13 protein-coding genes are annotated in these 13,987 nt (G+C 63.9%); 5 read left to right on the top strand and 8 right to left on the bottom strand.

The window, feature by feature from the left end; genetic code table 11:
• Positions 1 to 283: 283 nt before the first annotated feature.
• A complete protein-coding gene (locus tag AC5ZG1_RS02510; protein WP_130229253.1) occupies positions 284 to 1,537 on the bottom strand; it encodes an aspartate kinase in 1,254 nt (417 codons plus the stop codon).
• Positions 1,538 to 1,690: 153 nt separating this feature from the next.
• On the opposite strand from AC5ZG1_RS02510, the gene AC5ZG1_RS02505 reads away from it, so the two are divergent.
• From AC5ZG1_RS02505 to AC5ZG1_RS02495, 3 genes are all read left to right on the top strand, one after another.
• Entirely contained in the window at positions 1,691 to 2,158 is a 468-nt protein-coding gene (locus tag AC5ZG1_RS02505; RefSeq protein ID WP_028164207.1) for a PH domain-containing protein, read from the top strand.
• Positions 2,159 to 2,171: 13 nt separating this feature from the next.
• Positions 2,172 to 2,921 (top strand): bifunctional 2-polyprenyl-6-hydroxyphenol methylase/3-demethylubiquinol 3-O-methyltransferase UbiG, encoded by a 750-nt coding sequence (ubiG, locus tag AC5ZG1_RS02500; RefSeq protein WP_456641466.1) that lies wholly within the window; start codon positions 2,172 to 2,174, stop codon positions 2,919 to 2,921.
• Between the two features lie 199 nt (positions 2,922 to 3,120).
• The gene (locus tag AC5ZG1_RS02495) at positions 3,121 to 4,020 is read left to right on the top strand and encodes an EamA family transporter (protein ID WP_130229250.1); all 900 of its coding nucleotides are present in this window, start codon (positions 3,121 to 3,123) and stop codon (positions 4,018 to 4,020) included.
• A 3-nt stretch (positions 4,021 to 4,023) separates the two neighbouring features.
• Here the strand turns inward: AC5ZG1_RS02495 and AC5ZG1_RS02490 are convergent, their stop codons facing one another.
• From AC5ZG1_RS02490 to AC5ZG1_RS02475, 4 genes are read right to left on the bottom strand one after another with little or no spacing between them, the layout of a single operon-like run.
• The gene (locus AC5ZG1_RS02490) at positions 4,024 to 4,494 is read right to left on the bottom strand and encodes a DUF1178 family protein (protein ID WP_130229249.1); all 471 of its coding nucleotides are present in this window, start codon (positions 4,492 to 4,494) and stop codon (positions 4,024 to 4,026) included.
• Positions 4,491 to 5,369, bottom strand: coding sequence for a carbon-nitrogen hydrolase family protein (locus tag AC5ZG1_RS02485; protein ID WP_496131895.1), 879 nt, complete (start codon positions 5,367 to 5,369; stop codon positions 4,491 to 4,493). The genes AC5ZG1_RS02490 and AC5ZG1_RS02485 overlap by 4 nt, the downstream gene beginning before the upstream one ends.
• Positions 5,369 to 5,641 (bottom strand): glutaredoxin 3, encoded by a 273-nt coding sequence (gene grxC / locus AC5ZG1_RS02480; protein ID WP_028164213.1) that lies wholly within the window; start codon positions 5,639 to 5,641, stop codon positions 5,369 to 5,371. The genes AC5ZG1_RS02485 and grxC overlap by 1 nt, the downstream gene beginning before the upstream one ends.
• A 29-nt stretch (positions 5,642 to 5,670) precedes the next feature.
• Entirely contained in the window at positions 5,671 to 6,480 is an 810-nt protein-coding gene (locus AC5ZG1_RS02475) for a ComF family protein (protein WP_496131894.1), read from the bottom strand.
• A 78-nt stretch (positions 6,481 to 6,558) separates the two neighbouring features.
• Between AC5ZG1_RS02475 and AC5ZG1_RS02470 the strand changes: the two genes are divergently transcribed.
• Positions 6,559 to 7,401, top strand: a complete 843-nt coding sequence (locus tag AC5ZG1_RS02470; protein ID WP_496131893.1) for a methyltransferase domain-containing protein — start codon at positions 6,559 to 6,561, stop codon at positions 7,399 to 7,401.
• Between the two features lie 137 nt (positions 7,402 to 7,538).
• Here the strand turns inward: AC5ZG1_RS02470 and AC5ZG1_RS02465 are convergent, their stop codons facing one another.
• The 3 genes from AC5ZG1_RS02465 to AC5ZG1_RS02455 form a co-directional block, all read right to left on the bottom strand.
• A complete protein-coding gene (locus tag AC5ZG1_RS02465; protein WP_028164216.1) occupies positions 7,539 to 7,949 on the bottom strand; it encodes a (deoxy)nucleoside triphosphate pyrophosphohydrolase in 411 nt (136 codons plus the stop codon).
• A gap of 111 nt (positions 7,950 to 8,060) precedes the next feature.
• A complete protein-coding gene (gene argJ, locus AC5ZG1_RS02460) occupies positions 8,061 to 9,320 on the bottom strand; it encodes a bifunctional glutamate N-acetyltransferase/amino-acid acetyltransferase ArgJ (protein ID WP_496131892.1) in 1,260 nt (419 codons plus the stop codon).
• A 189-nt stretch (positions 9,321 to 9,509) separates the two neighbouring features.
• Positions 9,510 to 10,451 (bottom strand): peptidylprolyl isomerase, encoded by a 942-nt coding sequence (locus AC5ZG1_RS02455; RefSeq protein WP_130229244.1) that lies wholly within the window; start codon positions 10,449 to 10,451, stop codon positions 9,510 to 9,512.
• Positions 10,452 to 10,803: 352 nt separating this feature from the next.
• On the opposite strand from AC5ZG1_RS02455, the gene secA reads away from it, so the two are divergent.
• Positions 10,804 to 13,641, top strand: a complete 2,838-nt coding sequence (gene secA, locus AC5ZG1_RS02450) for a preprotein translocase subunit SecA (protein WP_496131891.1) — start codon at positions 10,804 to 10,806, stop codon at positions 13,639 to 13,641.
• Positions 13,642 to 13,987 lie beyond the last annotated feature (346 nt).

Genomic DNA, 13,987 nt, shown 5'->3' with positions numbered 1-13,987 from the left:
TTACTCGCAACAGCGAGAAACGTGGGCTTGAGCTGTTCCACCTCTCCTACAGGGAGGGGCCCTTTACCCTCCCCTTTCAGGGCAGGGCTATCGCCTATGAAATAGAACTTGGCGGGCGATTCCTTCGTGGCCCATCCTTCGAGACGCGCTGCGCGCCCCTCAGGATGAGGTCTGGTTTCGCGGCGGAATCTTAGACCCTCATGGTGAGGAGCGCCGCTTGCGGCGCGTCTCGAACCATGAGGCCCGCCCCGTGCGGAACCTCTCCCTTCAGGAGAGGTGGCCCTCAGGCCTGGTCGAGACCGTACAGCGTGTGCAGTGTGCGCACCGCGAGCTCGGTATAGGCGGCATCGATCAGCACCGAGAACTTGATCTCGGACGTGGTGATGGCGCGGATGTTGATGTTGCGCGCGGCAAGCGCGGCAAAGGCCTTGGCGGCGACGCCGGCATGGCTGCGCATGCCGCTGCCGATCACGGAGACCTTCGAGACGTCGGTGGCGCTGTCGAAGCGCTGGTAGCCGATCTTGCTCTTGGCCGCGGTAATGGTGTCGCGGGCGCGGCCATAGTCGCTCGCCGGAACCGTGAAGGTAAGGTCCGTGGTCTTGCCGTCCTCGGAGACGTTCTGCACGATCATGTCGACATTGATGTTGGCATCCGCGAGCGGGCCGAAGATCGCTGCTGCCACCCCCGGCTTGTCCTCGATCTGGCGCACGGAAATCTGGGCTTCGTCCTTGGAGAAGGCGATGCCGGTGACGACGTGCATTTCCATGATTTCCTCCTCGCTGCAGATCAGCGTTCCCGGCGGCGTGCCGTGCGGGTCGATATCTTCAGGCTTGTCGAAGCTGGAGCGGACGAAGATTGGCATGTTGTGCACCATGCCAAGTTCCACCGAGCGCACCTGAAGGACCTTGGCGCCCTGAGAGGCCAATTCCAGCATGTCCTCGAACGCGATCTTATCGAGCCGGTGCGCCTTCGGCACCACGCGTGGGTCGGTGGTGTAGACGCCGTCGACGTCGGTATAGATGTCGCAGCGGTCGGCCTTGACCGCCGCTGCAATCGCCACCGCCGAGGTATCGGAACCACCGCGGCCGAGCGTGGTGATGCGGCCGGTCTCGGGATTGATGCCCTGGAAACCGGCGATGACCGCGACCTCCTTCCGCTCCTTGAAGCGCTTCATGAGTTCGGTGCCGTCGATATCGAGGATGCGCGCCGAGGCGTGCGCGTCGGAGGTCTTGATCGGGATCTGCCAGCCCTGCCAGGAGCGCGCCTGGACACCCATGCTCTGCAGCGTGATCGCCAGCAGGCCCGAAGTGACCTGCTCGCCGGAAGCGACGACCGCGTCATATTCGCGTGCATCGTGCATCGGGGAAGCCTCGCTGCACCAGGCCACCAATTCGTTGGTCTTGCCGGACATGGCGGAGACCACCACGGCAACATCGTGCCCGGCATCGACCTCGCGTTTGACATGGCGTGCGACGTTGCGGATTCGGTCGATATTGGCGACGGAGGTGCCGCCGAACTTCATCACGAGGCGGCCCATGACGACGCGTGCATTCCCTGTGAGGATAGGTAGATTGCCCGTGCTTAACCCAAGCACGGGCTGAAACGCGCGTATACATAGCGAAGCGGCCGGGGGCAAGCGGGTTCCTGGCGCCGTCCGTGGCGGGGGCGCGGCGGTAACTGAGGCGTTTGTATGGGGCGGTATATCGACGAGATCCTGCAGCCCGGTGAGAGGGTGCTGTATTCGACGAACGCGCACTGGATTTTCTTCCTGCCGGCCATTGCCGGCTGGGTCGTGGCGATCGTGTTCCTGATTCTGGCCTACATGGTCCCAACCGGCGCGCCGGCGGTGCTTTGCCTGGCGCTGAGCGGAATCGCGGCGCTCGCGGCCCTGTACAAGACGGTGACCGCCTGGTTCCATCGCTGGACCACCGAGACCGATGTGACCAATTTGCGGATTGTGCACAAAGAGGGGTTCATTCAGCGCGAGACGTTTGAAATGAGCCTCGACAAAGTTGAGAGCGTCGACGTCTCCCAGAGCATTCTTGGCCGTATCCTCAACTACGGCAATGTGAGAATTCTCGGCGTCGGCGAGGGGCAGAAGACGATCAAAATGATTGCTTCGCCGCTCGCATTCCGTAGTTACATCACGGCGCGATAGGGGCGCGCGCATCATGGCTATGCAGTCTGACTTTTCCGGCACCACAGTCGATCCGGCCGAGGTCGCAAAATTCTCAAAACTCTCGGCGGAGTGGTGGGATCCGCGCGGCAAGATGGCGCCGCTGCACAAGATCAATCCGTTACGGCTCGGCTATATCCGCGATGCCGCGTGCCGCAAGTTCGACCGCAACGTCAGGAGCCTGAGCTGCCTGTCCGGCTTGCGCATCCTCGATATCGGCTGCGGCGCCGGGCTATTGTGCGAGCCGCTGGCCCGGCTCGGCGCCCAAGTGATCGGGATCGATCCCTCGGCCTCCAACATCGCCGCCGCGAAACTGCATGCCGACAGGGGGCATCTGGCGATCGATTATCGCTGCACCACGGTGGAAGAAATGGACGCGCGCGAGCGCTTCGACATCGTGCTGGCGATGGAGGTGGTCGAGCATGTGACCGACGTCGGCGTGTTCCTAAAGCGCTGTGCGGCGATGCTCAAGCCCGGCGGCCTGATGGTGCTCTCGACGCTCAACCGCAACTGGAAGAGCTTTGCACTCGCGATCGTCGGCGCCGAATATGTGCTGCGGTGGCTGCCGCGCGGCACCCATCAATGGAGCAAGTTCGTCACCCCCGACGAACTCGCCCACTATCTGCAAGACAACCGCCTCACCATCACCGACCAGGCCGGCGTGGTCTACAACCCGCTCGCCGACCAATGGAACATCTCCTCGGACATGGACGTGAACTACATGGTGGTCGCGGAGGAGGGGTAAGCAATTTCCCGCGAAGCCGTCATTGCGAGCGGAGCGAAGCAATCCATAGTGCCACTCGCGGAAGCATGGATTGCTTCGCTCCGCTCGCAATGATGAGGCGCCGCAGCGCAATCCTGTCATGCGCTGTTCCGGTTGACCGCGCGCGCGGCGCCCGGCACGGTGAGAGCGTTTTCCCCGCCCGCCCGCGATTCTTGCGCACATGCTGACGATTTCCTGGCTCTGGATTCCTTTCACCATCGTCGCTGCGCTCGGGCAGGTTGCGCGCAATGCGATGCAGCGGTCGCTGACCGGGCCGCTCGGGACCTGGGGCGCGACCAATATCCGCTTCCTGTTCGGCTTTCCGTTCTCGATCCTGTTTTTTGCGCTGGTCATCGTGGTGACCGGCGATTCCGCTCCGTGGCCGCCGGTGGCGTTCTGGCCGTGGCTGCTGCTCGGTGCGCTCAGCCAGATCGTCGGCACCGGCCTGATGCTGCTGGCGATGAACGAGCGCTCCTTCGTGGTGACGACGGCGTATCTGAAGACCGAGGCGATCCAGACCGCGATCTTCGGCTTCGTCTTTCTCGGCGATCATCTCACCTTGCTGAAGGTGATCGCGATCCTGATCGCGACCATCGGCGTCGTCATCACCGCACTTCGGCCCGGCGGCGAGAAGGGGTTTGCGGAGCTGAGGCCGACCATCATGGGCCTGGTCGCTGCGGCTGCGTTTGCGCTGTCGGCGATCGGCTTCCGGGGCGCGATCATCGCGGTGCCCGGCGTCTCCTTCGTGACGGCGTCGTCCTATACGCTGGTGTTCGGCCTGTTCGTGCAGACGCTGGTGCTGTCGATCTATCTGTTGCTGCGGGCGCCCGGGGTGCTCAAGGCGATCCTCGGATTATGGCGGCCATCGATGCTGGCGGGCTTCATGGGCGCGTTCGCCTCGCAATTCTGGTTCCTTGCCTTCGCACTGACAGCGGCGGCGAACGTGCGAACGCTGGCGCTGATCGAAGTCTTGTTCGCGCAAGGCGTGGCGTATTATTCATTCAAGCAGCCGATCTCGCCGCGCGAGTTTTCCGGCATCGTCCTGATCGTGATCGGTGTGGCGCTATTGATCGCGGCGTGAGGATCAGTTCCGGTCGTCCGGCAGCACCGGCAGCGGCGAGACCTCGACGCCTTCCTCGATCAGCGAGCGGGCTTCCTCCGGCGAAGCTTCGCCGTAGATCGGACGGTGCTCGATATCGCCGTAATGCATCTTGCGCGCCTCGTTGGGGAAGCGGTCGCCGACATTGTCGGCGTTCTTGACGATGTGGTCGCGCAATTCCTTCAGCTTGGCGCGCAGTTCGCGCTCCTGCGCCATCATCAGCGGCGTCGATTCGGCCGGCGCTGCCGCCGGCTGCTCGGCCGGCACAGGCGCTGCGCTTTCGCGGCCTTTCTTGCCGACGATCTGCGGCGCCATGATTGCCTTCTCGATCTTTGACGAGCCGCAGGTCGGGCAGGTCACGAGCTTGCGGCGGACCTGAGAATCGTAAGCCGACGAAGTCTGGAACCAGCTTTCGAAAGCGTGGCCCCGTTCGCAGCGCAGGTTGTAGCGGATCATGCTGAGCCCCGGACGAGGTGCAGATGCTCCGGACCTGCCTTGGGGTCGGCGACGGTGAAACGCCGTCCGTGCTGCAGCGAGGGAATCGCCCTGCGCGCGGTCTCGACCTTGGCCGGATCGATCTTCGCCAGGAACACGCCCGGCTCGACGCCGCCCTCGGCGAGGATCTCGCCCCAGGGATCGATGATCAGCGAATGACCATAGGTCTCGCGCTTGTTCTCGTGCAGGCCGGCTTGCGCGGCGGCAAACACGAAGCAGCCGGTCTCGATGGCGCGGGAGCGGAGCAGAATGTGCCAATGCGCCTCGCCGGTCTTGCGGGTGAAGGCGGACGGTACGGTGAGGAAGGACGCGCCGCTTTCGGCCAGCGCGCGGTACAGCGCCGGGAAGCGCACGTCATAGCAGATCGTCAATCCAATCCGGCCCCAGGGCAGATCGGAGATCATAGCAGTCTCGCCCGGCTGGTAATTGGCCGATTCGCGGTAGCTCTCGCCGCCGGGCAGATCGATGTCGAACATATGGATCTTATCGTAGCTGGCGAGCAGATTGCCGTCCGGGCCGATCAGGAAGGAGCGGTTCACCGCCTTCTCCGGCGAGAAGCGCAGTGCCAGCGAGCCGATATGCAGATGGATCTTCAATTCGGCTGCCAGCGCGCGATAGGCCTTCAGCGACTTGTCGTCCTCTTCCGTCGCCAGATGCTCGAACAGCGCCTTGCGGTTCAATTGCATCATGTTGCTCACTTCGGGCGTGAGCACATAGTCCGCGCCTTGCGCTGCCGCCTCGCGCACCAGCTTCATGCCCTGCTCGAGGCTCGGCTCCGGCAGAAGCGAGGTGCGCATCTGCACCATGGCTGCGGTGAAGGTGCTGTCGGCACTCATCAGGCCACGCCTTCGCTGGCTAAGAGACCATCGAGCTTGCCCTCGCGGTCGAGCGCATAGAGCTCGTCACAGCCGCCGACATGGGTGCTGCCGATGAAGATCTGCGGAAAGGTCGAACCGGCGCCGGCCCGCTTGTACATCTCGTCGCGATAGGCCGCGTCGCTGGCCACGTTGAATTCGGTGAACGCCGCCTTCTTGCGGGTCAGAAGCGACTTGGCCGCGCTGCAGTAGCCGCAGCCCGGGCGGGTATAGATTTCAATCGCAGCGGTCATGGTGCGCTCGGTTGTGATTTTGTCCGGGATTATATGGGAGTTTTGTGGCTATCGACAACCCGGGCGAACACCAGCACATCGACCTGTGCCGCCTTGGCGCGCAGAAGCGCCCGCGCGCAGGCGTCGACCGTCGCTCCCGAGGTCAGGACGTCATCGACCAGGATCACGCGGCGGCCCTGGATTTCGGCCGCGCGGTCCGGCCCCACTTTGAAAGCACCCTGGACATTGGTCGCCCGCTGCGCCCGCGACAATCCGACCTGCTGCTCGGTCGAGCGCACCCGGCGCAGCGCATCGGGGGCGAGCGCGACGCCGCTCTGGCGCGAAATGACGCGGGCAAGCGCGCCGGATTGATTGTAGCGGCGGCTCCAGCCGCGCCGCCAGTGCAGGGGAACTGGTACCAAAATATCGGCCTCGCGAAGCAATTCCTTCCCCGCGCGCGCCATCCAGCGGCCCATTGCTGGCGCGAGGTCCGTGCGGTCCTGGTATTTCAATGCGTGCACCAGCGTGCGCGCGACGTCGTCATAGCGCACCGCGGCGCGGGCGCGCTGGTAGGCCGGCGGACTGGCGATCGCCTCCATCGACAACAGCTCCGGACCGGGGTCGTAGACGAAGGGAATGCCGAGCCGCGGGCAGAACGGTGGTGCAATGAACGACAATTTGGCCCAGCAGGCGGCGCAGACGCCCTCGCCATCGACCGGCTCGCGGCACGAAACGCACAGCGTCGGCAGCGCGATGTCGAGCATCAGCCGTGCTGCATGCGTCCATGCTCCCTGCGCAACGCTCAGCGCGCCACGCAGATGGCCTGCAATGGAGCGGGATGGTGATGCCTCGGCGCCCATGGACCGAGGCTAGCCTCATGATCGTGTCAGCTCAAGCATTGCGTTGCCAGAGGCGAAGGCAGGGCGTAACCAGCGGGCATGGCCGCAAATCCGACCACACCTGTGTTGTTCGATCGTTCGCTGCTCGCGGCGCGGCTGAAGCGCGCGCGGCGCGATGCGCCGGTCACCTTCCTGCTCGAGCGCGTCGGCGAGGACATGGCGGAGCGTTTGCAGGCGGTCACGCGGGAGTTTGCCGATGCCGCCGACATCTGGACGCCGGGCAATGCGCTCCATGATCTCTTGCGCGCGCGATGCAAGTCCGTCCGCGAGGTTGCGTTCGAGGCTGCCGAAGTCCTTCCGCTGCAGCCGGCTTCGCTCGATCTTGCGGTCTCCGCGCTCGCTTTCCAGTTCGTCAACGATCTTCCCGGCGTGCTCGCGCAGCTGCGTCGCGCGCTGAGGCCCGACGGGCTGTTGCTCGCGGCGATGATCGGCGGCGATACGTTGACCGAGCTTCGGCAATCCTTCGCCGCGGCCGAAGCCGAATGCGAGGGCGGAGTGTCGCCGCGCGTGGCGCCATTCGCCGATTTGCGCGACATCGGCGCGCTGTTGCAGCGTGCCGGCTTCGCGCTGCCGGTGACCGACGTCGACCGCATCGTGGTGCGCTACGCCAACGCCTTCGCGCTGATGCAGGAATTGCGGCGCATGGGCGCCACCAATATCCTGGTCGAGCGGCGCCGCGCGCCAACCCGCCGCGCCACGCTATTGCGGTTGGCGCAAATCTATGCCGAGCGCTTCGCCGATCCTGACGGCCGCATCCGCGCCACCTTCGACGTGATCTGGCTGTCCGGCTGGGCACCGCATGAAAGCCAGCAAAAACCGCTGCGCCCGGGTTCGGCGAAAGCGAGTTTGGCAGAGGCGGTGAAGCGGGCAAAACGCGACTGACGCCGAATACCGCAGCCGTGATCGCCGGGCTTGACCCGGCGATCCATCGATCTGGAAAGAGCCTTTTTCGAAGATGGATGCGCGGGTCAAGCCCGCGCATGATGAGTGAGGGTGCGGCGGCCCTGTCGCGAGCAAACCTACAACAGCAGATCAATCAGATGCGGGATCAGCGGAATGTCCGCCGCCGGCATCTCATAGTCGCGCAATTTGTTGGCGCGGACCCAGGCGAGGTTCTGTCCCTCGCGCGCCGTCACCATGCCGTCCCAACGCCGGCAGATATAGAGTGGCATCAGCAGGTGAAACGTCTCATAGGCGTGGCTCGCGAAGGTCAGCGGCGCCAGGCATGGCTCAGCGACGGTGATGCCGAGTTCTTCATGCAATTCGCGGATCAGCGTCGCTTCCGGCCGTTCGCCGGCCTCGACCTTGCCGCCCGGAAATTCCCAGAGCCCCGCCATCGGCTTGCCGGCAGGCCGCTGCGCCAGCAGCACGCGCTTGTCGGCATCGATGAGCGCGCAGGCAACCACGAGGGTGAGTTTGATATCGGTCATGCATTACACGCTTGCTGAATCGTAGGATGGGTAGAGCGCAGCGAAACCCATCGCGACGGAGCAAGCCGTGCGATGATGGGTTTCGCTGCGCTCTACCCATACTACATAGAATTACGACCGATAATCGCCGTTGATCGCGACATATTCCTTGGTGAGATCGCAGGTCAGCACGCGGTCGCGGCCCTTGCCGAGGCCGAGATTGACCTTGATCTGGATCTTCGGCTCTTTCATCGCCTGCGACACTTCCGCCTCGTTGTAGGAGGGATCGCGGGCGCCGCTCTTGGCGACGCGGATGCCGTTGAAGGAAATCGAGAGCTTGTCGCGGTTGGCGGGCTCGCCGGCCTTGCCGACCGCCATCACCACCCGGCCCCAATTGGCATCCTCGCCGGCGATCGCGGTCTTGACCAGCGGCGAGTTCGCCACCGACATCGCGATCTTGCGAGCGGAAGCCTTGGTCGTCGCGCCATCGACGATGATCTCGACCAGTTTCCGCGCGCCTTCGCCGTCGCGCGCCACCTGTTCGGCAAGGTTGGCGAGCACATCGCGGAACGCCTTTGCGAATGCTTTCAGGCGCGGGTCGCTGGCGCGGCTGATCTTCGGCGCGCCGTTCGCGGCCGCGGTGCCGGTCGCGAATGCCAATAGCGTGTCGGATGTCGAGGTGTCGCCGTCGATGGTGACGGCGTTGAAGGTGTCCTCGACCCCGCTCTTCAGGAGCTGCTGCAGCGCGGCTGATGACAGCGGCGCGTCGGTGAAGATGAACGACAGCATCGTCGCCATATCAGGCGCGATCATGCCGGCGCCCTTGGCCATGCCGTTGATCGTCACCTTGGCCTTGCCGAGCTTCACGGTCGCGGTCGCGACCTTCGGGAAGGTGTCGGTGGTCATGATTGCCTTCGCCGCGCCCATCCAGTCGTCGGGCCCGGCTTGCTCGGCCAGCGTCGCCAGTACGCCGTCGAACTTGGTCGCATCGAGCGGCTCGCCGATCACGCCGGTGGAGGCCAAAAACACCTCATTGACGCCGCAGCCGACCGCCTTGGCGGCGATCTGCGCGGTCAGCGCGGTCGACTGCTTGCCGGTTTTGCCGGTGAAGGCATTGGCATTGCCGGAATTGACCACCAGCGCGCGTGCAAATCCGCCCTTAGAAGATCCGCCTTTGCCGAGCTTGGCGCGGCACCACTCCACCGGGGCTGACGGGCATTTCGACTTGGTGAAGACGCCGGCGACGGCGGTGCCTTTGTCCATCACCGCGAGCAGCACATCGGTGCGCCCCTTGTAGCGGATGCCCGCGGCCGCCGTCGCAAGCCTGACGCCCGCAATCGCGGGCAAATCGGGAACGTCTGTCGGGGCGAGGGGAGAAACGGCGGTGGACATGGCGGATTCCAATCAGGGAGGCGCAATCGTCATGGCCGGGCTAAAGCGCGAAGCGCGTCTTCGCGCAAGATGTCCCGGCCATCCACGTCCTTTTCCCGGCCGGCGAGGCGCCAAGACGTAGATGGCCGGGACAAGCCCGGCCATGACGAGTGTAGATACTATTGGCTTCGCTGAAGTGACAGCGAATTCTTACTTCTTCGCCGGCGGCGCCATCTTGGAGTCGGACGGCTTGGCGGCGGGGGCCGTCGTATCAGCAGGCTTGGCGTCGCTCTTGGCGGTCTCTTCCGGCTTGTCCATGCGCTCGATCTTGGCGGCCTCGCGCAGTTTGGCGACATAGTCGGCCTGCGCTTTGCGGGTCACATAGGTCTCGATCTGGCTCTTGACCTGGTCGAAGGGCGGCGCGGTGCGGTTGCGCTTTTCCTCGACCTTGATGATGTGCCAGCCGAACTGCGACTTCACGGGGTCGGAGATCTTGCCCGGCTCGAGCGAAAAGGCGACGGCAGAGAATTCCGGCACCATCTGCTCCTTGGTGAAGAAGCCGAGATCGCCGCCATCGGAGGCGCCGGGATCCTTGGACTTCTTCTTGGCGAGCTCGGCGAAATCGGCGCCCTTGGCGAGCTCGGCCTTGATTGCCTTGGCCTCGTCCTCGGTCTCGACCAGGATGTGGCGGGCATGCACTTCCTGCTCGCCGGTGATCTGCTTGGAGGCCTCTTCATAGACCTTCTTCATGGCGTCGTCGTTGGTCGCCGCCTTGCCCTCGCTGGCAAGCAGGCTATCCATCAGGAGGCGGTTGCGGGTGAAGGCGAGGCGCTTCTTGAACTCGTCGGTATTGTCGACCTTCTTGTCCTCGGCGGCCTTGGCGACGATCTTCATGTCGATCAGGAAGGCCAGGAGGTTATCCTTCCGCGTCGCAGGGTCCATCTGCTGCAGGCTCGGCCCAAGTTCCTCTTCGGCGATCGCCACATCGCTCTGGCGGATCTCCTGCCCGTTGACCTTGGCAAGCACCGGGTTGGAATCCTCAGCACGGACCGGCAGACCGAAGGCGAGAACCGCGGCGATCGAGCCGGTCACGGCCAGGGATGCGAGGCCGATACGCAAGCCGGGTTTCATTTCCGCGAACGACGTGGTCATGCAAAATCCTTAACTTGTCTCGAACAGGGGGAACTTCTCTTGAGCGGGGCGGACACTCGCCCAATCAAGCCGCCTTGGCAACGCGAAAAGTCTGACAAAATGATGAATTCCTTGACATCCTGCCGAGCGTTGACAACCCCCGGAGCGGGCCATATCTCTGGCCCATCGTGTCAATGGCGATAGCGCTCATTTTGCTTACGTTTTTGGCCGTTGAACCTTGGATTGCTTGCTTCCCACTTAATTGGCGGATCGGGCCCCAGGTTGGGGCCGTTGCCGGGGTGCGTCACGGTGAGTTGATAGACAATCGGCGGCACCACGCTCTGGTTGCAACGCAGAAGAACAGGAACTACGCATGATCGGCGCGCTCGCCCGCAAATTGTTCGGCTCCGCCAACGACCGGAGGGTGAAGGGCTATCAGGCCCGCGTCAACGCCATCAACGCATTGGAGCCCGAGCTCGCAAAGCTTTCGGACGAGGCGTTGAAGGCCCGCACCGCCGAATTCCGGCAGGAGCTGGCGAACGGCAAGACGCTCGATGACCTCCTGGTTCCTGCGTTCGCCACCGTCCGGGAGGCCGCCAAGCGCACCCTCGGCCAGCGCCACTTCGATGTGCAGCTCATCGGCGGCATGGTGCTGCATGAGGGCGACATCGCCGAGATGAAGACCGGCGAAGGCAAGACGCTGGTGGCGACGCTCGCGGTCTATCTCAACGCACTTGCCGGCAAGGGCGTCCATGTCGTCACCGTCAACGACTACCTTGCCCGCCGTGACTCCGGCTGGATGGGCCAGATCTATTCCTTCCTCGGCATGAGCACCGGCGTCATCGTCCACGGGCTCGACGATGCCGAGCGCAAGACCGCCTATGGCTGCGACATCACCTACGGCACCAACAACGAATACGGCTTCGACTACCTCCGCGACAACATGAAGTACCGCCTGGAGGACATGGTCCAGCGCGGGCACTATTACGCCATCGTCGACGAAGTCGACTCGATCCTGATCGACGAGGCGCGGACGCCGCTGATCATCTCCGGTCCGCTCGACGACCGCTCGGATTTCTACAACACCATCGACACGTTCTTTCCCAAGCTCGACAAGTCGGACTACGAGGTCGACGAGAAGCAGCGCACGGTGACGCTGACCGAAGGTGGCATGGAAAAGCTCGAAGGGCTGCTGCGCGATGCCGGCCAGCTCAAGGGTGACTCCCTCTATGACGTCGAGAACGTCTCGGTCGTTCACCACGTCAACCAGGCGCTGCGCGCGCACACGCTGTTCACCCGCGACAAGGATTACATCGTTCGCGACGGCGAGGTCGTCATCATCGACGAGTTCACCGGACGCATGATGCCGGGTCGCCGCTACTCGGAAGGCCTGCACCAGGCGCTGGAAGCCAAAGAGCACGTCCAGGTCCAGCCGGAGAACCAGACGCTCGCCTCGATCACCTTCCAGAACTATTTCCGGATGTACGAGAAGCTGGCGGGCATGACCGGCACGGCCGCGACCGAAGCCGACGAATTGTTCGACATCTACAAGCTCGAGGTCGTGGAGATCCCGACCAACCTGCCGGTGGCGCGCCTCGACGAGGACGACGAGGTCTATCGCACGCAGACCGAAAAATATGCCGCGATCCTCGCAGAGATCGAACGCGCCAACAAGCGGCTGCAGCCGGTCCTGGTCGGCACCGCCTCGATCGAGAAATCCGAAGTGCTGGCCGAGTACCTGCGCAAGCACGGCTACAAGCAGATCGACTTCAGCAATCACGGCGCGCTCGACAAGCTCTATGCCGCGGCGCGCGCCGGCAAGCCGGCCAAGCTGTTCGCGGTATTGAATGCGCGCTTCCACGAGCAGGAAGCCTATATCGTCGCCGAAGCCGGCGTGCCCGGCGCGATCACGATCGCGACCAACATGGCCGGCCGCGGTACCGACATCAAGCTCGGCGGCTCGCTCGAGATGCGGATCCAGCAGGAGACGGCCTCGATCGCTGACGAAGCCGAGAAGGCGCAGAAGATCGAGCAGATCAAGGCCGACATCGAGCGCTTCCGCGAGATCGTCTTGAAGGCCGAGGAGGTTGTCGAGGTCGAGCCCGCCAAGGGCAGCAAGCCGGCGAAGACGGTGACCAAGCCCGGCGGCCTCTACATCATCGGCTCCGAGCGGCATGAATCCCGCCGCATCGACAACCAGCTCCGCGGCCGCTCCGGCCGCCAGGGCGACCCCGGCCGCTCGAAATTCTTCCTGTCGCTGGAAGACGATCTGATGCGCATCTTCGGGTCCGACCGGCTCGACAGCATGCTGACCCGGCTCGGCCTGAAAGAGGGCGAGGCGATCATCCATCCCTGGATCAACAAGGCGCTGGAAAAGGCGCAGCAGAAGGTCGAAGCGCGCAACTTCGACATCCGCAAGAACCTGCTCAAATTCGACAACGTCCAGAACGACCAGCGCAAGGTGATCTTCGACCAGCGCGTCGAACTGATGAAGGACGAGAGCGTCGCCGAGACCGTCACCGACATGCGCCACGCCTTCATCGAGGATCTGGTGGCCAAGCATATCCCGGAGCATGCCTATGCCGAGCAGTGGGATGCGGCTGGCCTGAAGGACGAATTGAAGCGCGTGCTCGATATCGACCTGCCGGTCGACGAATGGGCCAAGGAAGAGGGCATCGCCGACGAGGAATTGTTGGCGCGGATCGAGAAGCATGTCGACGAGCGCATGGCGGCCAAGGTCGCGCAATGGGGCCCCGACGTGATGCGCTACGTCGAGAAGACGATCCTGTTGCAGACGCTCGACCATCTCTGGCGCGAGCACCTGATCATGCTCGACCATCTGCGCCAGGTGATCGGCCTGCGCGGCTATGGCCAGCGCGATCCGCTGCAGGAGTACAAGACCGAAGCCTTCAACCTCTTCCAGGAGATGAGCTCGCATCTGCGCGAGGCCGTCACCGCGCAATTGATGCGGGTCGAGATCATCCCGCCGGAGGAGCAGCAGCCGGTGTTGCCGGCGATGGAAGCGCACAAGCTCGATCCCAACACCGGCGAGGACGAGATGTCCTTCGCCAACGCCTCGCTGGTGCCGAAGGCCGCCCCCTCCGACCGCGATCCCAACAACCCCGCCACCTGGGGCAAGGTCGGCCGCAACGAGGATTGCCCTTGCGGCAGCGGCAAGAAGTACAAGCACTGCCACGGCCGGTATGCGTGAGCTGAGCCGCCCGTAGCTGCGGGCAGCATTCCACGCTCTCGGTCGTTGACCGACAACATCGCCGCCACCTCCGTCGTCATTGCGAGCTCGACGCTTAGCGTCGCCCCGGAATGACAGTCCCGTCATTGCGAGCGCAGCGAAGCAATCCACGTCTCCACAAGCGGCGCTATGGATTGCTTCGCTCCGCTCGCAATGACGATGTGGCTAGTTTGGGTGCGACATAACAACCCGACGGGCAAATCACCGAAAGTCTGTCCACCCCTCGCGCAAAAAACATTCCGCTTTCGCCGTCGGGCAAATCAGTGATTTAACTCCGCGCGTCTCACCCAAGATGAGGGGCGGATCG

The organism is Bradyrhizobium sp. Leo78, from assembly GCF_059512425.1.
The sequence above is the reverse complement of the archived record's forward strand: the minus strand, read 5'-3'. Positions and strand labels throughout refer to the sequence as shown.

Excerpts from the sequence above, each read along its gene's own strand:
- AC5ZG1_RS02510 (WP_130229253.1), bottom strand. The coding sequence starts at position 1,537 with ATGGGCCGCCTCGTGATGAAGTTCGGCGGCACCTCCGTCGCCAATATC.
- AC5ZG1_RS02505 (WP_028164207.1), top strand. The coding sequence starts at position 1,691 with ATGGGGCGGTATATCGACGAGATCCTGCAGCCCGGTGAGAGGGTGCTG.
- ubiG (WP_456641466.1), top strand. The coding sequence starts at position 2,172 with ATGGCTATGCAGTCTGACTTTTCCGGCACCACAGTCGATCCGGCCGAG.
- AC5ZG1_RS02495 (WP_130229250.1), top strand. The coding sequence starts at position 3,121 with ATGCTGACGATTTCCTGGCTCTGGATTCCTTTCACCATCGTCGCTGCG.
- AC5ZG1_RS02490 (WP_130229249.1), bottom strand. The coding sequence starts at position 4,494 with ATGATCCGCTACAACCTGCGCTGCGAACGGGGCCACGCTTTCGAAAGC.
- AC5ZG1_RS02485 (WP_496131895.1), bottom strand. The coding sequence starts at position 5,369 with ATGAGTGCCGACAGCACCTTCACCGCAGCCATGGTGCAGATGCGCACC.
- grxC (WP_028164213.1), bottom strand. The coding sequence starts at position 5,641 with ATGACCGCTGCGATTGAAATCTATACCCGCCCGGGCTGCGGCTACTGC.
- AC5ZG1_RS02475 (WP_496131894.1), bottom strand. The coding sequence starts at position 6,480 with ATGGGCGCCGAGGCATCACCATCCCGCTCCATTGCAGGCCATCTGCGT.
- AC5ZG1_RS02470 (WP_496131893.1), top strand. The coding sequence starts at position 6,559 with ATGGCCGCAAATCCGACCACACCTGTGTTGTTCGATCGTTCGCTGCTC.
- AC5ZG1_RS02465 (WP_028164216.1), bottom strand. The coding sequence starts at position 7,949 with ATGACCGATATCAAACTCACCCTCGTGGTTGCCTGCGCGCTCATCGAT.
- argJ (WP_496131892.1), bottom strand. The coding sequence starts at position 9,320 with ATGTCCACCGCCGTTTCTCCCCTCGCCCCGACAGACGTTCCCGATTTG.
- AC5ZG1_RS02455 (WP_130229244.1), bottom strand. The coding sequence starts at position 10,451 with ATGACCACGTCGTTCGCGGAAATGAAACCCGGCTTGCGTATCGGCCTC.
- secA (WP_496131891.1), top strand. The coding sequence starts at position 10,804 with ATGATCGGCGCGCTCGCCCGCAAATTGTTCGGCTCCGCCAACGACCGG.